Annotated in this window: 24 protein-coding genes; 14 read left to right on the top strand and 10 right to left on the bottom strand. The window is 69.0% G+C overall.

Annotated elements, in window-relative coordinates; all coding sequences use genetic code 11:
* Positions 1 to 7: 7 nt before the first annotated feature.
* The gene (locus FVA74_RS09500) at positions 8 to 1,249 is read right to left on the bottom strand and encodes a glycosyltransferase (protein WP_147721898.1); all 1,242 of its coding nucleotides are present in this window, start codon (positions 1,247 to 1,249) and stop codon (positions 8 to 10) included.
* A gap of 50 nt (positions 1,250 to 1,299) precedes the next feature.
* On the opposite strand from FVA74_RS09500, the gene FVA74_RS09505 reads away from it, so the two are divergent.
* Both FVA74_RS09505 and FVA74_RS09510 read left to right on the top strand, forming a co-directional pair.
* On the top strand, positions 1,300 to 1,734 hold the full coding sequence (locus tag FVA74_RS09505) for a hypothetical protein (protein ID WP_240792195.1): 435 nt from the start codon (positions 1,300 to 1,302) through the stop codon (positions 1,732 to 1,734).
* Positions 1,735 to 1,833: 99 nt separating this feature from the next.
* Positions 1,834 to 2,415 (top strand): hypothetical protein, encoded by a 582-nt coding sequence (locus tag FVA74_RS09510; protein ID WP_147721900.1) that lies wholly within the window; start codon positions 1,834 to 1,836, stop codon positions 2,413 to 2,415.
* Between the two features lie 16 nt (positions 2,416 to 2,431).
* Here the strand turns inward: FVA74_RS09510 and FVA74_RS09515 are convergent, their stop codons facing one another.
* The gene (locus FVA74_RS09515; protein ID WP_147721902.1) at positions 2,432 to 3,847 is read right to left on the bottom strand and encodes an amidase; all 1,416 of its coding nucleotides are present in this window, start codon (positions 3,845 to 3,847) and stop codon (positions 2,432 to 2,434) included.
* A 79-nt stretch (positions 3,848 to 3,926) separates the two neighbouring features.
* Here FVA74_RS09515 and FVA74_RS09520 point away from each other — a divergent pair, with 79 nt between their 5' ends.
* The 3 genes from FVA74_RS09520 to FVA74_RS09530 are packed head-to-tail and all read left to right on the top strand — an operon-like array spanning position 3,927 to position 5,952.
* Positions 3,927 to 4,295: a GntR family transcriptional regulator gene (locus FVA74_RS09520; protein WP_147721904.1), complete on the top strand. Its 369-nt coding sequence runs from the start codon at positions 3,927 to 3,929 to the stop codon at positions 4,293 to 4,295.
* Positions 4,292 to 5,182, top strand: coding sequence for an ABC transporter ATP-binding protein (locus tag FVA74_RS09525; RefSeq protein WP_147721906.1), 891 nt, complete (start codon positions 4,292 to 4,294; stop codon positions 5,180 to 5,182). The genes FVA74_RS09520 and FVA74_RS09525 overlap by 4 nt, the downstream gene beginning before the upstream one ends.
* Complete coding sequence (locus FVA74_RS09530) at positions 5,179 to 5,952, top strand: ABC transporter permease (protein WP_147721908.1); 774 nt, start codon at positions 5,179 to 5,181, stop codon at positions 5,950 to 5,952. The genes FVA74_RS09525 and FVA74_RS09530 overlap by 4 nt, the downstream gene beginning before the upstream one ends.
* A gap of 4 nt (positions 5,953 to 5,956) precedes the next feature.
* On the opposite strand, the gene FVA74_RS09535 is transcribed toward FVA74_RS09530, so the two are convergent.
* Genes FVA74_RS09535 through FVA74_RS09555 form a run of 5 tightly spaced genes read right to left on the bottom strand, consistent with a single transcriptional unit; the run spans position 5,957 to position 9,356 of the window.
* Complete coding sequence (locus tag FVA74_RS09535) at positions 5,957 to 6,325, bottom strand: hypothetical protein (RefSeq protein ID WP_147721910.1); 369 nt, start codon at positions 6,323 to 6,325, stop codon at positions 5,957 to 5,959.
* Positions 6,326 to 6,338: 13 nt separating this feature from the next.
* Positions 6,339 to 6,917 carry a GNAT family N-acetyltransferase gene (locus tag FVA74_RS09540; protein WP_147721912.1) on the bottom strand — a complete coding sequence of 193 codons (579 nt, stop codon included), beginning with the start codon at positions 6,915 to 6,917 and terminating at the stop codon, positions 6,339 to 6,341.
* Entirely contained in the window at positions 6,917 to 7,723 is an 807-nt protein-coding gene (locus FVA74_RS09545; RefSeq protein ID WP_147721913.1) for an ABC transporter permease, read from the bottom strand. Before FVA74_RS09545 ends, FVA74_RS09540 begins: the two co-directional genes overlap by 1 nt.
* Positions 7,720 to 8,628 carry an ABC transporter ATP-binding protein gene (locus FVA74_RS09550; RefSeq protein WP_147721915.1) on the bottom strand — a complete coding sequence of 303 codons (909 nt, stop codon included), beginning with the start codon at positions 8,626 to 8,628 and terminating at the stop codon, positions 7,720 to 7,722. Before FVA74_RS09550 ends, FVA74_RS09545 begins: the two co-directional genes overlap by 4 nt.
* Before the next feature lie 50 nt (positions 8,629 to 8,678).
* Complete coding sequence (locus tag FVA74_RS09555) at positions 8,679 to 9,356, bottom strand: uracil-DNA glycosylase (RefSeq protein WP_147721917.1); 678 nt, start codon at positions 9,354 to 9,356, stop codon at positions 8,679 to 8,681.
* 80 nt (positions 9,357 to 9,436) lie between these two features.
* Between FVA74_RS09555 and FVA74_RS09560 the strand changes: the two genes are divergently transcribed.
* The gene (locus FVA74_RS09560) at positions 9,437 to 10,948 is read left to right on the top strand and encodes an MFS transporter (protein ID WP_147721919.1); all 1,512 of its coding nucleotides are present in this window, start codon (positions 9,437 to 9,439) and stop codon (positions 10,946 to 10,948) included.
* A gap of 2 nt (positions 10,949 to 10,950) precedes the next feature.
* Here FVA74_RS09560 and FVA74_RS09565 read toward each other — a convergent pair whose 3' ends face one another.
* A complete protein-coding gene (locus FVA74_RS09565; protein ID WP_147721921.1) occupies positions 10,951 to 11,745 on the bottom strand; it encodes an SDR family oxidoreductase in 795 nt (264 codons plus the stop codon).
* Positions 11,746 to 11,782: 37 nt separating this feature from the next.
* Here FVA74_RS09565 and FVA74_RS09570 point away from each other — a divergent pair, with 37 nt between their 5' ends.
* The 7 genes from FVA74_RS09570 to FVA74_RS09600 all read left to right on the top strand — a co-directional run bounded on the left by FVA74_RS09570 (position 11,783) and on the right by FVA74_RS09600 (position 19,504).
* Positions 11,783 to 12,931, top strand: coding sequence for an acyltransferase family protein (locus FVA74_RS09570; protein ID WP_147721923.1), 1,149 nt, complete (start codon positions 11,783 to 11,785; stop codon positions 12,929 to 12,931).
* 118 nt (positions 12,932 to 13,049) lie between these two features.
* On the top strand, positions 13,050 to 14,369 hold the full coding sequence (locus tag FVA74_RS09575) for a bifunctional o-acetylhomoserine/o-acetylserine sulfhydrylase (protein ID WP_240792196.1): 1,320 nt from the start codon (positions 13,050 to 13,052) through the stop codon (positions 14,367 to 14,369).
* 74 nt (positions 14,370 to 14,443) lie between these two features.
* The gene (locus FVA74_RS09580) at positions 14,444 to 15,649 is read left to right on the top strand and encodes a homoserine O-acetyltransferase (RefSeq protein ID WP_147721925.1); all 1,206 of its coding nucleotides are present in this window, start codon (positions 14,444 to 14,446) and stop codon (positions 15,647 to 15,649) included.
* 23 nt (positions 15,650 to 15,672) lie between these two features.
* Positions 15,673 to 16,329 (top strand): response regulator, encoded by a 657-nt coding sequence (locus tag FVA74_RS09585; protein WP_147721927.1) that lies wholly within the window; start codon positions 15,673 to 15,675, stop codon positions 16,327 to 16,329.
* A 61-nt stretch (positions 16,330 to 16,390) separates the two neighbouring features.
* The gene (locus FVA74_RS09590) at positions 16,391 to 17,566 is read left to right on the top strand and encodes a sensor histidine kinase (protein WP_240792197.1); all 1,176 of its coding nucleotides are present in this window, start codon (positions 16,391 to 16,393) and stop codon (positions 17,564 to 17,566) included.
* Complete coding sequence (locus FVA74_RS09595) at positions 17,563 to 18,798, top strand: hypothetical protein (protein ID WP_147721929.1); 1,236 nt, start codon at positions 17,563 to 17,565, stop codon at positions 18,796 to 18,798. The genes FVA74_RS09590 and FVA74_RS09595 overlap by 4 nt, the downstream gene beginning before the upstream one ends.
* Positions 18,799 to 18,832: 34 nt before the next feature.
* Positions 18,833 to 19,504: a response regulator transcription factor gene (locus tag FVA74_RS09600; RefSeq protein WP_147721931.1), complete on the top strand. Its 672-nt coding sequence runs from the start codon at positions 18,833 to 18,835 to the stop codon at positions 19,502 to 19,504.
* A gap of 24 nt (positions 19,505 to 19,528) precedes the next feature.
* On the opposite strand, the gene FVA74_RS09605 is transcribed toward FVA74_RS09600, so the two are convergent.
* Entirely contained in the window at positions 19,529 to 20,737 is a 1,209-nt protein-coding gene (locus FVA74_RS09605; RefSeq protein ID WP_147721933.1) for a glycosyltransferase 87 family protein, read from the bottom strand.
* Positions 20,734 to 21,537, bottom strand: a complete 804-nt coding sequence (locus tag FVA74_RS09610; protein WP_147721935.1) for an ADP/ATP-dependent (S)-NAD(P)H-hydrate dehydratase — start codon at positions 21,535 to 21,537, stop codon at positions 20,734 to 20,736. The genes FVA74_RS09605 and FVA74_RS09610 overlap by 4 nt, the downstream gene beginning before the upstream one ends.
* A 22-nt stretch (positions 21,538 to 21,559) precedes the next feature.
* Here FVA74_RS09610 and FVA74_RS09615 point away from each other — a divergent pair, with 22 nt between their 5' ends.
* The gene (locus tag FVA74_RS09615; protein ID WP_147721937.1) at positions 21,560 to 22,675 is read left to right on the top strand and encodes an NADH:flavin oxidoreductase/NADH oxidase; all 1,116 of its coding nucleotides are present in this window, start codon (positions 21,560 to 21,562) and stop codon (positions 22,673 to 22,675) included.
* Positions 22,676 to 22,684: the final 9 nt, after the last annotated feature.

Raw genomic sequence — 22,684 nt, forward strand, 5'->3', positions numbered from 1 at the left:
TGCTGCCCTAGGCGGCGCCTGGCCCGGCGAGGGCAGCGTAGAGCGCCAGGAGCGCGGTCGCGTTGGTGCCCCACGTGAATCCGAGCGCGTGCTCACGGGCGCGCCGCGAGAGCCGCTCGCGGGCAGCCTGGTCGTCGAGGAGTGACCCGACGGCGGCGGCCCAGTCTTCGGGGTCACGAGAGTCGAGCAGCACGCCCGACTCCCCCTCTGCGATCGACTCCATGAGGCCCGTGCTGCGGTAGCCGACGACGGGCGTTCCGCTTGCCGCCGATTCGAGTGCGACGAGCCCGAAGGTCTCCGAATGCGAGGGCACGAGCGTGACGGTCGCGACAGCGAGGAGGTCAGCGAGCGGCTGGCGTTCGAGTGCGCCCACGAAACGCACGTCGTCCTCGACCCCGAGACGGGTCGCGAGGGAGCGCAGGGATTCGAGGTACGGCTCATCGCCGGGAGTAGACTCCCCTGCGATGACGAGCACGGGCGTCCACCCGCGCCTGCGACGGAGGGCTGCCAGCGTGCGAACGGCGAGCTCCTGGTCCTTGAGCGGCTGCACCCGGCCGACGACCGCGAGCACGGGTCGGCCCTCCTCGATCGAGTACTCCCGCCGCACCTTCCCGGCAGCGGCACGGTCGGGCGTGAACAGCGACACGTCGACCCCGGGCGGGATGACCCAGACACGCTCGGCCGGTGCGTGCAGCTCATCGATGAGGCATCCGACCTCGGCGACGGAACCCGCCACGACGGCGCTCGCCTGGCTCGCAAGGTATCCCTCTGAGCGCAGCCGCAGTTCTGGTTCCGGGTCTTGGCCTGTCGCGAGGTGCCGGTTCTTCATCGCAGCGAGCGTGTGAAAGCTCTGCACGAAGGGAACGCCAAGTTCGAGCGAGACCGGCAGGGTCGCGATGCCGCTGAGCCAGTAGTGGGCGTGGATGACGTCGTAACGAGGGGCGATACGGCCCGCGAGGCGCGCGACCGATTCGCCGAACTCGTCCGTCAGCGCGCGGAGTCGAGACTTGTCGACGGGTGCCGGCGGCCCGGCAGGCAGGGCGTGGATGCTCACTCCCGGTTCCAGGAGGGTGACGGAGGGTGGACCGGATGCGCGGGTCAGCAGTTCAACCTCGACGCCGCGTTTCGCGAGCTCGTGGGCGGTCGCGAGCAGCGAGACGTTGAGCCCGCCCGAGTCACCCGTGCCCGCCTGCTGAGCGGGCGGCGTGTGCATCGCGACGAGTGCGACCCTCCCCACCGTGCCCGTCATGTTCTCACTGTATCCGGCGAGACATCCGACGCCCCTGCTACAAATGGCTCATGACACGCGGCACGCCGGGCACCCGCCTTGAGCGGGCGTGCCGCCGGGTCGTCGGCTTCGGACGCAGGATCCCGCCCCTGCGGCGAGCAGCCCTGAGCCCGCTCGTCGCGCGACCCGGCTACTGGCTCGCGACGGCGGCCGGCCTGCTCTGGGGTGCCGTGCTGTCGCGTGGCCGCATCCGCAGGCGGGGCGGCGTCATCGTCGCGAGCGGATGCCCGCGGTGGGCGTTCGGACGCGGCGGCACGACGATCGGGGCCGTGTACCTCACCCATGACCAGCTGGGTGCGGGCGTGCTCGCGCATGAGGCGGTCCACAGGGCACAGTGGCGGCGCTACGGCCTCGCCTTCATCCCGCTGTACTTCGCGGCGGGACTCAACGCGCGCGGCAACCGCTTCGAGATCGAGGCCGGACTGCAGCAGGGCGGCTATCGCTAGGGGCGTCACGCTCTCATAACGGTGCCCTGTTCGCGGGCGAGCCCCGCCACCCTGCAGTATTCTCGGCTTTGCCCGCTGCTGCGGGCTGACTGGAGGATCATGAAGCTTCGTGTCGCCCTCGCTGGGGTCTCCCTGCTGGCATTGGCTCTCGCGGGCTGCGCCGACGCGGGGAGCGAACCAGAGCCCGTCGATACCACGAAGTCCCCCAGTGCGGCACCGCGGCCGTCCGCGTCCCCCACGCCACCGACCGAGCCGGCCGGGCCTGAGCCGCTCTCGTGCAACACGATCATCACGCAGCAAACACTCGACGGCTTCGAGGCCGCGGGGTACGTGCACGAGGTGGACTTCGAGTCGCAGTTGCGGTCGGAGAGTCGCATCGAGGCGCTCTTCTTCGACTACGGCGGGCTCGCGTGCTTCTGGTACCTGCCAAACAGCGACGGATGGTTCACGGCCGCGTACTCCGAGATCACCGAGACGCAGGCGACCGAGGCCCAGGCACTTCTGGCGGCGGAGGGCTACGTGCGCGCGGAATCCGGCACCGACGTGACCTACACGGTCGATCCGGAGGCGAACCTTCTCGGCCACCAAGACACGTACCTCTTCGAACCGGGCGCCTGGTACCACTCGAACCACGCGGAGGGCGTCTCGGAGATCCGCACGGTCATCGGCACCCGCCGTTAGCTGGGGGTCCCCGCGCTCACCACTGCGCGGGGTGGCGTTTCTGCCACTGCAGCCGACGCTCCAGCTGGGCGCCGATCGCAAGAAGGGTGTCCTCGCCGCCGGGCCGGCCGATCAACTGGATGCCCATGGGAAGCCCGTCGTCTGTCTCATGCACGGGAAGCGTGATGGCCGGCAGGCCGCACACGTTCACGAAGGAGGTGAACGGCGTGTACTGCACCTGTTGCTCGAAGTTGTGCTCGCCGTCTTCGCTGTCGTACCAGCCAACGGGCCGGGGCGTCATGGCGAGGCTTGGGGTCACGACGGCATCGACGTGGGCGAACTGCGCGATGACAGACCTCTCGAATGCCGTGAGCCACGCGAGCGCCTCCGCCAGCTGGCGTGCGCTGATCTCCCGTCCGCGACGCACGAGCCACTGGGTGAGCGGTTCGAGCAGTTGCATTGCCTCGCCCTCGGCCGGGATCGAGGCGGCGCCGACCTGCCAGATGGTGCGGAAGTGCTGCGCGTAGTCAGGCGAGGGCTCAAGCGCGATGTCCTGCAGGCCGTGCCCGATGGCGGCGAGTTCTGCGACACCGCGGTCAAGGGCGGCCTGTGCCTCTGGCGAGACGCGGATGTCGTAGGCGTCGTCCCAGGGGCTCGTCGTCATGACGCCGAGCTCGAAGCGTCCCTCTCCTCGTACGGCGCTCCCGAGCAGCGCGCCCTCCTGTGAACGCGGCGCCCGAAGCGTGAATGGAAAACCGTCCTCGCCGATCATGGCGTCGAGCAGCATCGCGGCATCCGCGACCGTGCGGGCGATGGGGCCGGCGACGCCGAGCCCGGCGAGCGAGCCGATGCCCGACCCGGCGGGCACGAGCCCGCGCGAGGGCTTGAGCCCCACGAGCCCGGTCGCCGCCGCGGGGATCCGCACGGAGCCGCCGCCGTCGGAGCCGGGCGCGAAGGGAAGCAGGCCGGCGGCGACCGCGACCGCCGCTCCCCCGCTGGAGCCGCCTGCGCCGAGTTCGGTGTTCCACGGTGTGCGTGCGGGCGGCGCGACGAGGGATTCCGTGTAGGCCGGGAGCCCGAACTCCGGGGTGTTCGTCTTGCCGAGGCTGATCGCTCCCGCGGCGTCGAGCACCCGCGGCAGCTCGTCGCTCTCATCGGGGACGAAGTCCGCCATGAGCCGAGACCCGAACTTGGCGGGGACGCCGGCCCTGCGATTCAGGTCCTTGTCCGCGAAGGGAAGCCCCCAAAGAGCGGCGCTCCGCGGATGCTCCTGCTCGAGCGAGGCCGCTCGCTCCCGCGCCGCCTCGGGCGTGACGGTGACGAATGCCCCGAGTTGCCCGTCGAGGCGCTCGATGCGGTCGAGGTAGTGGGAGACGAGTTCGAGGGCCGTGATCTCGCCCCGATGGAGCCAGTCCCACTGCTCCTGAGCGGTGAGGTGGTGGAGTTCGAACATAGCTGAAGCCTAGGGCTTGACAAGACCCCAGGTTAGATGGTTCATTAGTCGAGTAACCAACCGACGAAGCGGAGGAGCCATGGAAGAAGGACGACCGATCTTCGTGCAACTCGCCGAACAGATCGAGAACGACATCCTGAGCGGCGCACTGCCCGAAGAGAGCCAGGTGCCTTCTACCAACGAGTTCGCCGCGTTCCACCGGATCAACCCCGCCACCGCCGGCAAAGGGGTCAACCTGCTCGTCGACGCCGGCATCCTCTACAAGAAGCGAGGCATCGGAATGTTTGTCGCCACCGGATCCCGCGACCGCATCGTGCGCCAGCGTCGAGAGCGCTTCGAGGTCGACTATGTGCAGCCGCTTCTTCTCGAAGCGACCAAGCTCGGCCTCACGCACGACGACGTCGCCGCACTCATCAAGACAACCACCATGGAAGGGAGCACGTCATGAACCCCGTCGTACAGGTCTCGGGCCTGAGCAAGCATTTCGGCAGCGTCCGCGCTGTCGACGATGTGAGCTTCAGCCTCGAGCAGAACAAGATCACCGGCCTGCTCGGCCGCAACGGTGCAGGCAAGAGCACGCTCATGAATCTGCTCACAGGGCAGGAGTTCGCTACTCGCGGCGAGATCAAGGTCTTCGGCGCCTCACCCGTCGAGAACGCGAGCGTGCTGCGGAACATCTGCTTCATCAAGGAGAGCCAGCGCTACCCGGAGGACTTCTACGTCAAGCACGTCTTCAAGAGCGCCCCCTGGTTCTTCGAGAACTGGGACCCGGAGTTCGCCGAGCAGCTCGTGGACGAGTTCCGCCTGCCGACCGACCGGCGCATCAAGAAGCTCTCCCGCGGGCAGCTCTCCGCGGTCGGCATCATCGTCGGGCTCGCCTCGCGCGCTCCCCTCACGTTCTTCGATGAGCCGTACCTGGGCCTCGACGCCGTCGCGCGACAGGTCTTCTACGACCGCCTCCTCGAGGACTACTCCGAGCATCCGCGCACCGTCGTGCTGTCGACGCACCTCATCGACGAGGTCAGCATGCTGCTGGAGCACGTGCTGCTCATCGACGACGGCCACATCGTCATCGACGAAGACGCCGAAACCCTCCGCAACACGGCAACAACCGTGGTCGGCACGCGCAGCGCCGTCGATGCATTCGTCGCGGGTCGCGAGATCCTGCACCGCGACGGCGTCGGCGGCCTCGCATCCGTCACGATCGGCGGCCTCGACAACAGCGAGCGGGCCGCCGCAAACGCCGCAGGGCTTGAGCTCACGCCCGTCTCCCTGCAGCAGCTCATCATCCGCAAGACGGGCACCACGACACGAGAGTTCGAGCAGAGCGCATGACCACGACAATCTCACTCCCCAAGCGCAGCAGCGGTGGCGACGAACTGCAGCGCATCGTCAACGTTGCGAAGCTGCACCTCACCGCCCGGTTCGCCCTGCTGGTGCTGCCGTGGCTGATCCTGGCGATGATCTTCGTCGCCAACCTCGCGATCTGGCTGCTCATCCGCACCGCCGCCGGCGACGAGGCGATGTCTGAGGCGGGCGACGGTATGCAGTTCTCAGGCGCCTCGACCTTCATCTTCGTCTACATGATGGTCGTGGCAGTGCAGGCGGTGAACGCGACCTTCCCGTTCGCCCTCGGCTTCGGCGTGACGCGGCGTGACTTCTACCTCGGGTCCAGTCTCGTGTTCGTCGCCCTGAGCGCGTACTTCGCGGCCGGGCTGACGTTCCTGAACTGGGTCGAGAGGTCAACCAACGGCTGGGGCCTGGGTGGGCGCATGTTCGACGTCGTGTACTTCTCGACCGAGAACCTGCTCACCCAGTTCCTGCAGTTCTTCCTCGTATTCCTGTTCTTCTTCTTCATCGGCGCCGCGACCGCTTCGGTGTACGTGCGGTGGAAGAGCTACGGGATGATCGTGTTCTTCATCGTGCTCAGCTTCGCCCTCATCGGCGCCGCCGCGGCCATCACGCTCACCGAGAGCTGGGGCGCGGTCGGCGAATGGTTCGTGTCGAACGGCCCATTCGGTGTGGCGCTCTGGCTGCTCGTGCCGACGGTGCTCTCCGCGCTGGCCGGCTTCCGGCTCCTGCGGAGGGCCACGCCAAGGAACTAAAGCGCTAGCCCTCCAGTTCGAGACGAAGCTGCCGCAGCATCCGATCGAACTCCCCCGGCGCCCGCTCGACGACGGCTCTCCCCGAGAACCGTCCGAGCGGGCGCTGGCCTCTGGAGACGTCGAGGATCACGTGCGTGACCTGCGAACCATCGTCATCAGCGACGACGCGGTACTCGCCGCGATACCAGCGACCGCCCTCGCTGACGACGAGGTGGGCGCGAGAGTCGGCGAGGAAGCGGCTGCGAGCGCGCTCGCCAGGGTCATTGCGCCGGGCGATCGCGTCGAAGACCTCGTGCGGGCGCGCGCGAAGATGACCGTGCAGCGTGAGAAGCACACGGTGCGGCTCAGGCCGCCGGCGGGATGCCTCGGTCATGGAGCGCTGTCGCCTACTTGAGCGACTTCTGCATCAAGATGGTGCCGAGCCAGCGGTCGAACTTGAAGCCGACACGGCCCATGCGCCCGATCTCCTTGAAGCCGAACTGCTCGTGGAGGCGGATCGAGCCCTCCGCACCACGGTCGGCGATGACGGCAACGATCTCCTTGATACCGGCCGCACGGGAACGCTCGACCAGCTCGGCCATGAGGGCGCGCCCGAGGCCCTTGCCGGTCGCGGCCGGGCCGAGGTAGATGGAGTTCTCGACCGTGTAGCGGTAGGCCGCCTTCTCCTTCCACGGGTACACGTAGGCGAAGCCCAGGATCTCGCCCGTTGGGCTCACGGCGACGAGGAATGGGAAGCCCAGCTTCTGCATGTGCCCGAACTTCGAGCGAAGCGAGCGCAGCGTCATGGGTGACTCGTCGAACGTCACCGTCGTGTTGGCGACGTAGTGGTTGTAGATCTCCCGCACGGTGGGCAGGTCTTCCACGGTCCCCTCCCGGACCGTGTAGGAGAAGACCTCCCGCTCGGGGGCCGGCGGTCGAAGGTGAGCGGGAAGCGTGCGTCGCTCGAGGTATTCCTCTTCAAGCATCAGGTGACATCCCTCCGCCAGGTCGTGACTGCGCCGATCGTCGCGGCGACGGCTGCGAACGCGAGGAGAACGAGACCACCCTGCCACCATTCGAGCAAGGCGCCCGACGACGGACCCGACATGACCGCGAAGACGCTCGACCCCACGAGCGCATCGCCCGCGGCTCCCGGGAGGAAGCGACCGATCTCGGCGAAGCCCTCCACGAGCATCCCGACCGTGCGCAGGATCGGTTCGACGAACTGGGTGAAGGCGAGCAAGACGACGATCGCGGCGATCTGGTTGGGGATCAGTGTGCCGAGCCCCACCCCGATGATCGCCCAGATGCCCATCGCAAGCACGGCGCGGCCGAACATGAGCCAGGTCTGCGAGTCGTCCAGCCCTGTCACCATGTCGCCCGCGGCGAGGAGGGGCGCTCCGACGGCGACGGATGCCGCGAGGGCAACGACGCCATAGAAGATGCCGAAGCAGAACAGTGTCACGAGCTTGGCGGCGAGCACGGTTCCGCGGCGCGGCGTCGCGAGGAAGGTGGGCGTGAGGGTCTGGTGCCGCACCTCGCCCGTGACCGAGAGCGTGCCCAGGATGACCGGGAACACGTAGCCGACCGTGACGGCGACGCTGTAGACGAGCTCGTGCAGGCCGTCCAGTCCGCCCGCATCCTGGGCGCCAGGGAAGAGCCCGCCGAAGGCCGCCCCCAGCGCTCCCGCCGTGAACGCCACGTAGACGGCGAGGATGAGTGCGAGCACCCACCACATGCGGGTCGTCGTGAGCTTCGTGAACTCTGAGCGCAACGCTCCCGTGAACCTCACTTGGAGCCTCCTTCGCCCACGATGTCGAGGAATGACTGCTCGAGTCCGCCGTGACGCGGTGCAAGCAACGAGAGGGGGATGCCCGCCGAGAGCGCGGCGATTCCGACCGCGGCGGCGTCGATGCCCGTGATCGCGAGGCCGCCGTCGGCCACCTCAGCGGTGCCTCCCGCCGCCAGGACGGCTGCGGCGAGCGCCGCGCGGTCCGGCGCATCCGCCATGACGGCGCCGCCCGTTTCGAGCCCCTCGAGTGAGCCCTCGTAGACGAGCTTGCCGCCCGAGATGATCACGACCCGGTCGACGCTCTGCTGCACCTCGCTCAGGAGGTGCGACGAGACGAGCACCGTGCGCCCCTCCGCTGCGAGGTCGCGCAGGAAGGTGCGGATCCAACGAATGCCCTCCGGGTCGAGCCCGTTGACAGGTTCGTCGAGCACGAGCACGCTCGGGTCGCCAAGCAGTGCCCCCGCAAGGCCGAGCCGCTGCCGCATTCCCAGCGAGTAGCCGCCAACGCGTCGGTCGCCGTAGTCACCCAGGCCGACGAGTCCGAGCACCGTGTCGACGCGCGAGCGGTCGATGCCACCGGCGGCGGCGAGGACTCGAAGGTGGTTGCGTGCCGTGCGACCGGGGTGGAAGCTGGCCGCTTCGAGCGCAGTGCCGACCGTCGCCATGGCGCGCGGCAGGTCGCGGTAGCGCTTTCCGCCGATCGTCGCGGTGCCCGAGCTTGGCTGCACGAGCCCGAGGAGCATGCGGAGCGTCGTCGTCTTGCCCGCCCCATTGGGGCCGAGGAACCCGGTGACGGCGCCGGAGGGCACCGTGAAGCTCAGGTTTGAGACGGCCTCGACCGGGCCGAACCGCTTGGTGAGTCCAGAGAACTCGATCGTGTGCCCCTCACGCGCGTCGTTCGCCACCAGGCCTCGTCTCCCATCACGCCGCTAGGGCTTCGCTCGCTCGGTTCGTCTCATTCGAGGCGCCAGTCGATCCCCTCGGAACCCTGCTGCTCCAAGAGCATATTCGTCCGGCTGAACGGCCGCGAGCCAAAAAAGCCGCGCGATGCCGAAAGGGGGCTCGGATGCGCCGAGGTGATCATGGGGACGCCCGCCAGGAGCGGAGCGGCCGCTTCGGCCTGCTTCCCCCACAGGATGGCCACGAGTGGCCCGCCTCGCTGCGCAAGCGTCCGAAGCGCGGCATCCGTGACCCGCTCCCAGCCCCAGCCCTTGTGCGAGCCGGACTCGCCCGGCCGCACCGTGAGCACCCGGTTGAGCAACAGCACGCCGCGGTCGGCCCATGCCGAGAGGTCGCCGTGGGAGGCGGGCGGAATGCCGAGGTCATCGTCCAGCTCACGGTAGATGTTGACGAGACTGCGCGGCAGCGGCCGCACGTGGCGCTCGACCGCGAAGGCGAGGCCGATGGAGTGGCCCGGCGTCGGGTAGGGGTCCTGCCCCACGATCACGACGCGCACGGCGTCGAGCGGCGTGCGGAAGGCGCGCAGCACGTTCTCGCCCGCCGGCAGGTAGTGGGCCCCCTCCGCCACCTCCTGTCGCAGTCGCTCGCCCAGCGTGGCGATATCGGATGCCACGGGCTCGAGCGCCTGCGCCCAGCCCTCGTCGACCAGCTCGTGCAGGCGCTGCGGGGTCATGCGGCGACGTTCTCGGTCATGTGGCCCATCACTCGAAGAGGGGAATACGGCACAGCCATTCTGGCCGCTACGCTCCCCCCATGCGCACACTCTTGGCGGGACGGTCGGGCGCCGTCACCGCGGGCCTCATCGGCTATCTCTTCTTCGTCGAGTTCGTCAGCGGCATCCTGCAGGGCTTCTACGTGCCCCTCATTCCCGACCTCGTCGACTACCTCGGCATCATCGACGCCGACTTCAACGTCTTCGAGGGCGCCCAGTTGCTGCTCTCCGCCCTCGTCGTGCCCGTACTTGCGAAGCTCGGCGACATGTACGGCCACAAGCGCATCCTGCTCATCTCGACCGTGCTGACGGCGGCGGCGACCTGGTGGCTCGCCTTCGCGGGCGATTTCACGAGCTTTCTCATCGCGTGGACCCTGCAGGGCTTCTACGTCGTATGGCTGCCGCTCGAGGTCGCCCTCATCTTCGACAAGGGGCGCCGCACGGGCCACGCCGCCTCGGCCACGCGCAAGGCGGCCGCCTTGCTCATCGTCGGCCTCGAGGCCGGCGCGATCGCGGGCGCACTCGGCGGCAGTGCCGTGTTCGGCGCGTTCGGCGGCGAGGAGGAACTCTTCACCTCGATGGTGCCGACCCTCATGGTGCCCGCGATCGCCGTGACGCTCGTGTTCTTCGTGATCCTCTTCGGGGTTCCCGAGTCGGAGCCACTGCCGGGGAGGAGCCTCGACTGGGCCGGCTTCTCGATGCTCACGGCGGGCCTCCTGCTGATCACCTCGGGGCTCACCTTCCTCAAGTTCAACGGGCCCGAGACCTGGTGGGTCTGGGCCGTCATCGCGCTCGGGGTGCTCACCTTCGTGCCCTTCACCCGCTTCGAGCTCAGGCAGCCCGACCCCGCGATCGACCTCCGGGTGCTCGCGCAGCCCAACATGTGGCCCGTGCAGTTGACGGCGTTCCTCATCGGCATCTCGATCCTGGGCGCGCAGGCGCCCCTCTCGACCTTCGCGGGCACCGACCCCGGCGAGGTGGGTTTCGGCCTCGGCCTCGCTTCCAGCAGCATCTCGCTCCTGATCGGTGTCTACCTGCTGTCGATGATCGTGGGGGCGCTCCTGTTCCCCGTCGCCTCGCGCCTCACCTCCCCGCGCACCGCCCTCATCGGCGCGGCGATGCTCGTGGCGATCGGCTACCTGCTGTTCCTGCCCTTCCACTCGGAGGTGTGGCAGGTGTTCACCAACATGGCGATCGCGGGCATCGGCTCCGGCGTGCTCATGGGCGCCATGCCGGCCGCCGCAGCCGCGGCAGCACCTCGAGGGCAGACGGGTGTGGCATCCGCCCTCACGAACACCACCAAGACGATCGGTGGATCCTTCGCCTCATCGGTGTTCGCGATCGTGCTGACGATCGGTGCCGTGCAGGTCGCCGGCTCGACCGCGAGCAGCCTCTTCGGCTACATGGTCGTGTGGTCACTGTGCGGGGGCGGCGCGCTCATCGCCACGCTGCTGCTCTTCGCGGTGCCGAAGCTCGCGTTCTCTGACGAGGCAAATGCAGGCGAGACGGATGCCGACGCCGAGACGGTCGCGGCAGTGACGGCCGCGCAGTAGCGTCAGGCCTTCGGCTCCAGGGGCCCGCGCACGAGCTTGTGCTGGGCCGCCTGCGCGACGGGACGCACGACCGCGAGGTCGATATTGACGTGCCCCGGCAGGCTCAGCATGTCGGTGATGACCCGGGCGACATCCTCCGCCGTGAGCGGATGCTCCACCCCCTCATAGAGGCGGTCAGCCGCCTCCCTGTCACCCCCGAGCCGCTTGAGGGTGAACTCCTCCGTGCGCACCATGCCGGGCGCGACCTCCAGCACGCGGATCGGCTCGCCCGCGAGTTCGAGCCTGAGCGCGCCGACGAGCGCGTGGGCGCCGAACTTGGCGGCGTTGTAGCCCCCGCCGCCCTCGTAGGCGACGAGACCGGCCGTCGAGGTGAGCGTGAGGATGTCGGCGTGCGGGATGTCGGCCTCGCCCGTGGCATCCGTCGCTCCCCGTCGCAGGAGCGGCAGGAGCGCCTCGGTGACCCGCTTGACCGCGAGCACGTTGACGTCAAACATGCGCGCCCAGTCATCGGCCGAGCTCTCCTCGACCGTCGCAACACCGAAGGCCCCGCCCGCGTTGTTGATGAGCGCGTGCAGCGGGCCGTCGGCCTCGAGCCATTCGCGCAGGGCATCGACCTCGGACTGCACCGTGAGGTCGGCGACGAAGATCCGCGCGCCCGTCTCCGCGGCGAGCGCCTCGAGCCGCTCGGCGCGACGAGCGACGCCCACGACATCCCAGCCGCGAGCGACCAGGGCGCGTACCGTCGCCGCGCCTATACCCGAACTTGCTCCCGTGACAACCGCTCGTCTCGCATTCACAGGTCCACGGTATCGCCCCGTTCATATGCTGTGGACTATGGAGGGATCTGCGTCGCCGTCACGCCAGCGAGTACGCGTGCGCGTGCCGCTGTGGGACAACGCGCGCTTCATCGCCGTGACGCTCGTGGTCGTGGGGCACGCGATCCAGAGGCTGGCGCTTGAGGACGACGTCGCGCTGACGGTCTACCTCTTCATCTACGCCTTCCACATGCCGGCATTCGCGATCATCAGCGGCTATTTCTCCAAGCCGGGGCCGCCGAATGCGCGGCAGATGCAGAAGGTCATCACCGACATCCTTCTGCCGTACCTGATCATGGAGACGATCTGGACGGTCGTGAAGGGCCTCGCGAACTGGCCAGACGGCTTCGACCCCAATCCCTCGCAGCCGTCGTGGACGCTGTGGTTCCTGCTCGCCCTCGGTTTCTTCCGGCTGATCCTCCCCTACCTCGCGCTCCTGCGCTGGCCCCTCGCGTGGGCGCTCCTGCTCTCGATCGGCGTCGGCTATCTCACGAACGTCGACAGCACCTTCTCGCTCTCGCGCGCGATCGGCATCCTGCCCTTCTTCGTACTGGGCTGGAAGCTGCACGAGTGGAACATCATCGAGCGCTGGCGCGTCGCCGGTTCGGCACTGTGGTGGTTCCGCTGCGGCGCGATCGTGACCTTCGCGATCTCGGCGAGCGTGCTGTGGGCCAACATCGACGGCTGGCGCGAGATGAACCTCAAGAACTGGTTCTTCTACGACGATGCCTACGCGCAGCTCGGCGGCACCTTCTGGTGGGCCGGCCTCGTGCGCCTCGCGATCATCATCGTTGCCGTCATCCTCTCGGCGGCCTTCTTCGTGCTGGTGCCCCGCTCCAACACGTGGTTCACCTCGTTCGGGCAGGCGACCATGTATATCTACCTGCTCCACAGCTTTGTGCTCTACCCGATCCGCCAGACCACCTTCCTCCGCGAGCATGCGAGCGTGCCGTGGCTCCTCGCCATGATCGTCGTGGGCGTGCTCATCAGCATCGCCCTCGCCTCCCGCCCCGTCCGCCGCATCTTCCGCCCGCTGATCGAGCCGAAGCCCCGTTGGCTCTTCGCGAAGGGCGAGGAACGCCCGCCCGGGCCGTCCAAGGTCGACCCGACGGGTTCGCTGCGGGTCATCCCCCGTGAGAATCGGCACCCTCCGACCCCGAAGCGGTGACGAGCGGATGCCGCGGCGCGTTACCGAGTGTGTCGCCCCCTTTGACCCCATCCCCCGCAGTTCCTATGCTCGACCCCGGGGCGCCGAGGTGCGGGGCCGCGAATCGAGGAGCACGACAGTGAGCGACGACTGGAAGTTCGAGACCAAGCAGATCCACGCCGGTGCGGCGCCCGATCCTGTCACCAACGCCAGGGCGACCCCGCTCTACCGCACGACGGCCTACGTCTTCAACGACGCCGACCACGCCAAGAACCTCTTCGCGCTCGCGGAGTTCGGCAACATCTACACGCGCATCCAGAACCCGACGCAGGACGTCGTCGAGCAGCGCGTCGCCGCGCTCGAGGGCGGCACCGCGGCGCTCGCGCTCGCCTCCGGCCAGTCGGCGACCTCGCTCGCGATCCTCAACATCGCGCAGGCTGGTGACCACATCGTCTCGTCGTCGTCGATCTACGGCGGCACCTACAACCTGTTCGAATACACCCTGCGCAAGCTCGGCATCGAGACGACCTTCGTCGAGAACCAGGATGACCCGAACGAGTGGGCCGCGGCCATCCGCCCCAACACCAAGCTCCTCTTCGGCGAGACGATCGGCAACCCCAAGATCAACATCCTCGATATCGCCGCCGTCGCCCAGGTCGCGCACGACAACGGCCTGCCGCTCATCGTGGACAACACGATCGCGACGCCGTACCTCATCCGTCCGCTCGAGCACGGTGCCGACATCGTCGTGCACTCCGCGACCAAGTTCCTCGGCGGTCACGGCACGGCCCTCGGTGGCGTCATCGTCGACGGCGGACGCTTCAAGTGGTCGCAGAACGTCGAGAAGTTCCCGGGCCTCACGGAGCCCGACCCGAGCTACCACGGCGCGAGCTACACGACCGCAGTGGGCGACGAGATCGCCTTCGTCATCAAGGCGCGCGTGCAGCTGCTGCGCGACCTCGGCCCGGCCATCTCCCCCGACAACGCGTGGGGCCTCATCCAGGGCATCGAGACCCTCAGCCTGCGCATCGAGCGCCACGTGCAGAACGCACAGGAGGTCGCCGAGTGGCTCGACAACCACCCGGATGTCGACACGGTCTACTACGCGGGCCTGCCGACGAGCCCGTGGTACGCGACCGCCAACAGGTACGCCCCGAAGGGCGTCGGCGCCGTGCTCTCCTTCGAGCTCAAGGGCGGTGTGGATGCCGGCCGCGCCTTCGTCAACGGGCTCTCGCTCTTCAGCCACGTCGCCAACATCGGTGACGTGCGCAGCCTCGTCATCCACCCCGCATCGACGACGCACTCGCAACTGACGCCCGAGCAGCAGCTCACGGCGGGCGTCACGCCCGGCCTCGTGCGCCTCTCGGTCGGACTCGAGAGCATCGAGGACATCAAGACCGACCTCACGGCCGGCCTCGACGCCGCCCGCACGGTCGCGGAGGCTGCCCGCAACAGCTGAGCCGTCGACATCGCAAGGGGGCCCGCGTAACAGGACGCGGGCCCCCTCGCGTTTCGGGGATACTTGGGCGTGACATGGACTGGCAGACACCGGAAGACAGCGTTCCGTCGAGCTTCATCACCGAGGCCAACAATCGGGCGCTGATCGGCAAGCCGCCCGCAAGCGGCGCATGGCGCGAGGGCGACCCCGCCGGGCACCGTCGTTTTGCGAATCTCGGGCCCCTTCGCCTCGAGCGCGGCGGCCACATCCCGAACGTGCGGATGGCGTTCGAGACGTGGGGCGAGCTCAACGACGACGCCTCGAACGCGATCCTCGTGCTGCACGCCCTGACGGGAGACAGCCACGTCGTCGGCCCGCCCACCCTCGGGCATCCGACGACCGGGTGGTGGTCTGGCATCGTCGGGCCAGGGCGCTACCTCGACACTGAGCGCTGGTTCATCGTCGCGCCCAACATGCTTGGCGGCTGCCAGGGAACGACCGGACCTGCCTCGCACACGACCGAGGGCATCGAGTGGGGCCCGCGGTTCCCCTACCTGACGATCCGCGACCAGGTCGCCGCCCAAGTGGCCTTCAGCGACTCGCTCGGCATCGACCGCTGGGCTGCCGTCGTCGGCGGCTCCATGGGAGGAATGCACGCGATCGAATGGGCCGTCGGGCATCCCGAGCGGCTCGAGCGGGTCGCCGTGCTCGCCGCGCCGGCGCTCAGCAGCGCCGACCAGATCGCGCTCAACTCGGTGCAGATCGAGGCGATCCGGATGGACCCCGCCTTCTGCGGTGGCGACTACTACGACGCCGCAGACGGAGACGGGCCCTATCGCGGCCTCGCGCTCGCCCGACGGATGGCGCTCCTCAATTACCGCTCGCCTGACGAGCTCAACGCCCGCTTCCAGCGCAGTTGGCAGAGCAATATCAGCCCCCTCGGCGACCAGGGCCGCTTCGCCGTCGAGAGCTACCTCGACTTCCACGGCAACAAGTTCACGCGCCGCTTCGACGCCAACTCCTACATCACGCTCGTCGAGGCCATGAACTCGCACGACATCGGCCGCGACCGTGGCGGCGTCGAGGCCGCGCTCGCGAAGGCGACGGCGAAGGCCCTCGTGCTGGGCATCGACACCGATCGCCTCTTCCCCGTGCCCGACCAGCAGGAGATCGCCCGCGGCCTTGCGGGCAACATCGATGGCGACGACGCCATCGTGATCTCGTCGAGCTTCGGGCACGACGGCTTCCTGATCGAGGACGACCTCGTCGGGCCGCACCTGCGGAGGCTGCTCGCGTCATGAGCCAAGCGCGCGGAGGCGGAGACATGGGGGTAACTCCCGTGGCGAGCATCCGTGTCGGCATCGTGGATGACCACCGCCTCGTGCTTGATGGCGTGAGTGCGCACCTGCGCTTCAGCCACCCTGACCTGCAGGTGGTCGCGGCCGAGACGACCTGGGTCGGCCTGTTGCAGCATCCGGACTTTCCGGTCGACGTCGCCGTGCTCGACCTGGGGCTCGGCGACGACATCCCCGTCGAGACCAAGATCCGCACCCTCGCGACCGCCGGCACCCGCACGGTCGTCATGAGCCGGCACGCCGACGCGATCTCGGTGCAGTCGGCCCTCCAGGCGGGCGCCTACGGCTTCGTCCCCAAGGCGGAAGGCGCGACAGGGCTCGTGCAGGCGATTCGCGCCGCCGCCGCAGGCGTGCCCTACCGCGCGAACTCCATGGCGAGCCTCGACGTCGATTCGCTGAACCGCACGACGCCGGGTCTCGGACGGCAGGAGCTCCGGGCGCTCATGCTCTTTGCGACGGGACGTCCCGTGCGCGAGGTCGCCGAGGCGATGGAGACGACCGAGGAGACCGTCAAGTCGTACCTCAAGCGGGCGCGACGCAAGTATCGGGCCATCGGGGTGGACCTCGGCACCAAGGCCCTCCTGCGTCGGCACGCCGTGCGCGAGGGCTGGATCGGCCCCGAGTAGGGCGGTTCCGCCACGCCCGCCGGGAGTGTTGCGCCCCTAAAGGGGGTCGTCCTGTGTGACGATGGCTTTCGTGGACGCCCTTGCCCGAGAACGCGATCGCCTGCTGCAGCGATCGGCTCGGATGCTCGGGGCTACTTCAACCCTCGTGGCCTTCGCCTGCTTCATGGTGCCCGGCGTGCTCGAGCCTGACCTGCTGATCGCGGTCATTCCACTCTTCATCGTGCTCTTCGTCATCCACCTCCTGGTCGGGACTTCGAAGTCGCTCCTGCTCGTGATCGGCGGGCTCGTGGCCGGCCTTGCGATCCTTGCCGTCGTGCAGGTGCCGGCCGAGGAGGAGACGAGTGCGGCCATCCGTGGGGCCATGGCGCCCCTCGCCGCGGCGGGCCTCGCCTCCTTTGCCATGGTGCTCGTGACGGAGCGCATCCGGGCGATCGTGCTCGGCCTCGGTTTCGCGGCCACGCTCGCGCTCATGGTCATGGCGGCCCCCGCGCCCGACGCCGCGGCCCGCGCGGTCATCCTCGTGGTGTTCGGGTGGGCGCTCGTGATCGTCTTCGCCTACTGGCTCAACGCGGCAGTGCCCAGGGCGGCGCGGCGCATCAACAGCATCGGACGCGCGCACCGGGCCGAGCGACGGGCGAGCGAGACCGAGGCGCAACGACGCCAGGGCGCTCGCCTGCTCCACGACACCGTGCTCGCGACCCTCACGCTCCTCGCGCACGCGGGGGTCGGGGTCTCGACGGACTCGATGCGGCAGCAGGCCGCCGACGACGCCCGCCTGCTGCGCCAGCTGCGCCTCGGTGTTGCGGGCTCGCACGCGATGCCCGTCGTGCACAGCACCGAGCCCGTCTCCGAGACACCGCTCGGCACGACGCTCGAGTCGGTCAAGCAGCGCTTCGGCCGCATGGGGCTTGAGGTCTCCTGGCACGGCACCGGCCACGTGCTGCTGCCGAGCGAGGTGCTCGACGCCTTCCTCCTCGCCCTCTCCGAGTGCCTCGAGAATGTGCGACGCCACGCGGGTGTTGCCAATGCCCACGTGACGATCACCGACGACGAGACGACAGTGCGAGCCATGGTGACCGACCAGGGCGTCGGCTTCGCCCTCGATGAGGTGGGCGAGAGCAGCCTCGGCTACAAGGAGTCGATTGTCGGCAGGCTGAAGGAGGTCGGCGGCAACGCCCGCGTCTTCTCCTCTCCCGGCGCAGGCACGACCGTCGTGCTGGAGGTGCCGCGCGTATGAGCTACGGGGACCTCGGAGAGAACACGCTCGGCGTGATCTTCGGCAAACGTCGCGCACAGCCGGGCGCGCCCACGCGCGCCGCGCGCCAGGCGAGGGCTGCCGGAGCGAGCCTCGGCACGGGCTACCTCGGCGTCGGCACGGGCGTGCTTGCCGGCCTCATCGTGCTCTACGGGCTCACGCTCCTCATCTGGAACTGGGAGCTCTACCCCGACACGCTTCCCGTCACGCTCGCGTGGCTCCTGCTGCTCGCAATGCTCGCCGGTGTCGCCGTCTCGATCGCCACGCGCGGCGAGAACATGCCCGACTGGCTCTTCCTCCTCGTGGTGCTCGCCGTCTTCGCCGTCATCGCCCTCGACCTGATCGCGGTGTGGCCGGTCGGCAACACCGCCGCGCTCGGCACGGCCTCGCTCTGCGCCTCCACGGGGCTGCTCGTCTCCGTCACGCTGCGTCGCACGTGGGAAGTCGTCGGTGCCACGATCCTGGTCGCAGCCGTGCTCATCTGGGGGATTGCGGCCAGCTCCCCCGTCACGACCACGACGATCCCCGCTCAACTCACTTTCGTGGCCCTCGCCGTGCTCCCCACCCTCTTCGGCGTCTACATCGTGCGGCGATTCCGACGCCTCGTGCAGACCGAGCTCGACCGTGTGCTCGTGCAGAGTACGGTTTCGGCTCCTCGATTCGCGGTCGGCATGCTCGCATCCGAAGAACTTGCCCGCCTCGACCTCGCGGCCGAGGAGCTGCTCGACTCGGTCGCCACCGGGCGCCTCTCGCTCCCGCTCAAGCCGACCATGGCGTCGCGCGCGGCATCCCTCGCCACCGAACTGCGCCTGCACCTCATCGAGGGCCGGCGCGAGACGTGGCTCTACCACGCCATCACGGAGTCCGAGACGCTCGGCCGCTCAGTCACGCTCATCGACCGCAGCAGCCTCGCGGGGCTGCTCGACCGGCGCCAGCGCGACGGCCTGCTCTCCGCCGTCTGGTTGCTCGTGAGCGATCGCGAGAACAAGCCCGTCACGGTGCAGCTGACGATCGGCCCCGCCGAGGGAGCCCAGCGCGTTGACCGGTTGGTGAGCGTTCCCATCTCAATCGTGACGACGGGGATGCCACGCAACCGCGTCGATCCGGCCACCTGGGAGGCCATCGGCAAGGTCGGCCGCTATACGGATTCGACGCAGGACTCCAGCCTGCGTGTCGAAATTCAATGCCTCGTGGATAATCCGGCTGACCAGTAGCATTCAATGGCGAAGACGAAATAAGGGGAATCACGTGTCTATTGCTTCAGATCCACTCCGGCTCGCGATCGTTGACGACCACAAGATGCTCCTGGGGGCGCTGACCGAGTGGGTTCGCTCGGCCGCTCCAGACATCAACCTCGTCGCCGCCGTCTCAAGCTGGCCGGAGCTCCTGACGCATCCGCAGTTCCCCGTCGACGTCGTGCTCCTCGACCTCGACCTCAAGGACAACCTGCCCATCTCGCTCAAGATCTCGACGCTCAAGACGACGGGCGTCAAGACGGTGCTCATGAGCACCTACTCCGAGCCGAACGTCGTGCGCGAGGCCCTCGCTGCCGGCGCGCTCGGCTACCTCGTCAAGACGGAGGACGCCTCGATGATCGTCGAGGCGATCCGGGCGGCAGCCAATGACGAGTCCTTCATCTCGGCCGAACTCGACCTCGCGATCAACCAGACCGAGGTCGGCGGATCCCCCAAGCTGAGCGCACAGGAGCGCCGCGTCATGGCACTCTACGGTGGCGGTGAGCCCGTCAAGGCGGTCGCCTACCAGCTCGGCATCTCGGAGGAGACGGCCAAGTCGTACCTCAAGCGCATCCGTGAGAAGTACCGCATCGCGGGCATCGATGTGGGCACCAAGGTCGCCCTGCGGAAGCGCGCGATCGCCGACGGCATCTTGCTGCGCGGTGAGGGACCCCGCGAGTTCTGAGCCGCGCTTGCCGCGCTGCGGCCGTCAGCGACGCCGCGCCCGAGGGGTGCGGAGCATCGTCCGCACCGCCCAGCCCAGCAACACGAAGAGCAGCAGGTTGCGCAGCGTCAACACCGTGAGCATGGCCGGTTCGAGGGCGAGCAGGTAGCCGTAGAGCACGGGGTAGACGATCTGCGTGAGCAGCGCGATCACGAGCACGAGCACCGCCGGCATTCGGAAAGCCGCCGCGCCGCTCGGCTGCGCGATCAGGCCGATGATGACGGCCGCCGAGAGCCACGTGATGAACTGCGGCGACCCGACCTTGTTGACGGCGATCAGCGCGGTCACGAGGGCGAGCACGAAGGGCGGGAGGAGTGACTCAGGCCTCACCCCTCGACCCAGGAGCCAGAGCGCAAGGCCGACGATGGCGGCGACGACGCTCGCGAGGAGGGGCGTCATGACGGCGGCGACCACCTCGACGTGCGGCCCGAAGACCTGATAGGTCAGGATCTCGTCGTCGTAATAGAGGCCGGATGCGTCATCCCCAAACGCTCCGAGCCATAGCCACGGGGCACTCGCGGGGGCCTCGATCTGCAGGCCGCGGCCCGTCTGGGTCGTGATGAAGCTGAAGAGGGGAGCCCCGCCGCCGAGCACGACGGCGGTGACCATGACGATCGCGCTCGTCGCCAGCACGCCCAGCAGGATGTGGAATCGCTCGCGCAGCGCGATGAGCGCGGCGCCGATGACGGCGGCCGGCCAGACCTTCATCCAGGTCGCGGCGGCGAGCAGTGCCCCGGCAACGACGGGACGACGCGCGAGCAGCACCGCCGCGATCACGACGAGCGGCACCGTGACCGAATCGATTCGGCCGAGGGCGATCGGCCCCACCGCGACCAGGAACGCGGTCCACCACCAACCGGCCGCGAGACCACGCGCGCGGCCCCGCCATCCGGTCACGAATGCGAGCGCAAGGCAGTTCAGCAGCACCATGAGCACGAGCCAGATGAGCGCGTAGTGGCTGCCGCCCACGGCAGCGACCGTCATGGGGAGCAGCGCCAGCACGGGATAGACCCACGAGGTGTCGATGCCGACCCATGGCCCTCCCTCGAGGCCGAGTTCGACCCACCACGCATAGAGGTACACGTCGCCGATCGGATGCCCGGGGCCCGTGTATGCGAGCCAGGCGATCCAGACATTCGCGGCGAGGAATGCGCACCACAGCCAGGCGCGCGAAGCGCCGACGCCCAGCCTCACGCGAGGAACCCGGCGACGGCGGCCGGGATCGCGGCGATAAGCGCCCGCACGGTGAACGGCCCGCCCGCAGACGCTCGGCTTGCCGCCTCAGCGTGGATGACGGATGCCGAGGCGGCCACGCGGGCGAGCATCCGCTCGTCGTCGTGCAACTCGCGCGCGTGCGTCGCGACGAGCGCGCCGAGGATGCCCGCCAGCACGTCGCCCGTGCCGGCTGTGGCGAGCCACGGGCTCGCGGGCGGGCATGCGATGAGCTCTCCCCCGGGCGTCGCCACAAGGGTGCTGTTGCCCTTGAGGAGCACGACGGAGGCAAGGGACGCTGCCGCCTCGCTCGCCGCGCGAGCGGGGTGCGAGGCGACCCACTCCGTGTCCAGATCCATGAGTCTCGCGAGTTCCCGGTGGTGCGGCGTCAAGACGGAGGGGCCGGCGACCTCATGCACGAGCGAGAGGGCACCCGCGTCGAGAACGGCGGGCACCGCATCCGTTACGACGTCGTCCCAGAGCGAGGTGCGGTCTGCGCCGGCGCCCGAGCCTGCGAGCCATGCCTGCACGCGCCCCGGCTGGGTGACGACCTCTGGGCACGACTGCAGCACGAGCGCCGTGGGGCGCTCGGGCCCCAGGTACCGCACCATGCCGACCCCCGTGGCGAGGGCGGCGTCGACGCCGAGCACGGCGGCGCCGGGATAGGTGTCGGAGCCGGTCACAACGCCGAGGACCCCACGGCTGTACTTGTCGTCCGTCGCGGTGGGAGTCGCGATCATGGCCGCAGTGTCTCTCGGGGTCCACTCGACGGGTGCGCGCATACCTCCACGATAGTTTGGTGCGGTGACCGATACCGCGCCCTCACTCTTCGCCCCGCTCACCCTCCGATCCGTGCAGTTGCGCAACCGCCTCTGGGTGTCACCCCTCTGCCAGTACTCGGTCGACGCCGAGGACGGCGTGCCGACGGACTGGCACCTCGTGCACCTCGGCTCCTTCGCCCGTGGCGGGGCAGGGCTGGTCATGACGGAGGCGACGGGGGTCAGCCCCGAGGGCCGTATCTCGGCCGAGGACACGGGCATCTACAGCGACGAACAGGCGGAGGCCTGGCGCCGCATCGTCGACTTCATCCACGGACAGGGCTCAGCGGCGGGCATCCAACTCGCGCACGCCGGCCGCAAGGGCTCGATGTGGCGTGAGTGGGGGCCGCGCGGCGGCATCACGAGGCCGCAGGATGCCGGTGGCTGGCAGACCGTCGCCCCGAGCGACATCCCCTTCGGCGACTACGCTGCTCCCGTCGCGCTCGACGAAGCCGGCATCCAGCGCGTCATCCAGGATTTCGCTTTGGCGGCGGAGCGTTCCGTGCGCGCGGGCTTTGACGTCATCGAGATCCACGCCGCCCACGGCTACCTGCTCCACCAGTTCCTCTCGCCGCTCAGCAACACGCGTGACGACGAGTGGGGTGGCTCGCTCGAGAATCGCGCCGCGCTGCTCCTGAGGGTGACGGAAGCCGTGCGCTCGGTCATGGGCGATGACCGCGCACTCTTCGTGCGCGTCTCCGCCACCGACTGGGCCCCCGCCGACGCGGGCCCCTCCTGGGAACCGGAGCAGATGGCGATCGTCGGCGGATGGCTGGCCGACCGCGGCGTCGACCTCTTCGATGTATCGAGCGGCGGGCTCATCCCGAACGCGAAGATCGCGGTCGGTCCCGGCTACCAGGTCGGTTTCGCCGAAGAGCTCAAGCGTGCGACGGGTTCAGCCGTGAGTGCGGTCGGCCTCATCACTACGGCCGAGCAGGCGGATGCCGTTGTGCGGGAGGGCCGCGCCGATGCGGTCATGATGGGCCGCAAGCTCATGCGTGACCCGCACTTCCCGGCGCGCGCGGCCGTCGAACTCGGGCTGCAACCCGAGACGTGGCCAGCGGCATACCATCGGGCGCTCACGCCACTCGAACGCTGGTGACCCCGCTCC

This window comes from Salinibacterium sp. dk2585, assembly GCF_008001035.1.
Taxonomy (GTDB): domain Bacteria; phylum Actinomycetota; class Actinomycetes; order Actinomycetales; family Microbacteriaceae; genus Homoserinimonas.

Excerpts from the sequence above, each read along its gene's own strand:
- FVA74_RS09500 (WP_147721898.1), bottom strand. The coding sequence starts at position 1,249 with ATGACGGGCACGGTGGGGAGGGTCGCACTCGTCGCGATGCACACGCCG.
- FVA74_RS09505 (WP_240792195.1), top strand. The coding sequence starts at position 1,300 with ATGACACGCGGCACGCCGGGCACCCGCCTTGAGCGGGCGTGCCGCCGG.
- FVA74_RS09510 (WP_147721900.1), top strand. The coding sequence starts at position 1,834 with ATGAAGCTTCGTGTCGCCCTCGCTGGGGTCTCCCTGCTGGCATTGGCT.
- FVA74_RS09515 (WP_147721902.1), bottom strand. The coding sequence starts at position 3,847 with ATGTTCGAACTCCACCACCTCACCGCTCAGGAGCAGTGGGACTGGCTC.
- FVA74_RS09520 (WP_147721904.1), top strand. The coding sequence starts at position 3,927 with ATGGAAGAAGGACGACCGATCTTCGTGCAACTCGCCGAACAGATCGAG.
- FVA74_RS09525 (WP_147721906.1), top strand. The coding sequence starts at position 4,292 with ATGAACCCCGTCGTACAGGTCTCGGGCCTGAGCAAGCATTTCGGCAGC.
- FVA74_RS09530 (WP_147721908.1), top strand. The coding sequence starts at position 5,179 with ATGACCACGACAATCTCACTCCCCAAGCGCAGCAGCGGTGGCGACGAA.
- FVA74_RS09535 (WP_147721910.1), bottom strand. The coding sequence starts at position 6,325 with ATGACCGAGGCATCCCGCCGGCGGCCTGAGCCGCACCGTGTGCTTCTC.
- FVA74_RS09540 (WP_147721912.1), bottom strand. The coding sequence starts at position 6,917 with ATGCTTGAAGAGGAATACCTCGAGCGACGCACGCTTCCCGCTCACCTT.
- FVA74_RS09555 (WP_147721917.1), bottom strand. The coding sequence starts at position 9,356 with ATGACCCCGCAGCGCCTGCACGAGCTGGTCGACGAGGGCTGGGCGCAG.
- FVA74_RS09560 (WP_147721919.1), top strand. The coding sequence starts at position 9,437 with ATGCGCACACTCTTGGCGGGACGGTCGGGCGCCGTCACCGCGGGCCTC.
- FVA74_RS09570 (WP_147721923.1), top strand. The coding sequence starts at position 11,783 with ATGGAGGGATCTGCGTCGCCGTCACGCCAGCGAGTACGCGTGCGCGTG.
- FVA74_RS09580 (WP_147721925.1), top strand. The coding sequence starts at position 14,444 with ATGGACTGGCAGACACCGGAAGACAGCGTTCCGTCGAGCTTCATCACC.
- FVA74_RS09585 (WP_147721927.1), top strand. The coding sequence starts at position 15,673 with ATGGGGGTAACTCCCGTGGCGAGCATCCGTGTCGGCATCGTGGATGAC.
- FVA74_RS09590 (WP_240792197.1), top strand. The coding sequence starts at position 16,391 with ATGGCTTTCGTGGACGCCCTTGCCCGAGAACGCGATCGCCTGCTGCAG.
- FVA74_RS09595 (WP_147721929.1), top strand. The coding sequence starts at position 17,563 with ATGAGCTACGGGGACCTCGGAGAGAACACGCTCGGCGTGATCTTCGGC.
- FVA74_RS09610 (WP_147721935.1), bottom strand. The coding sequence starts at position 21,537 with ATGCGCGCACCCGTCGAGTGGACCCCGAGAGACACTGCGGCCATGATC.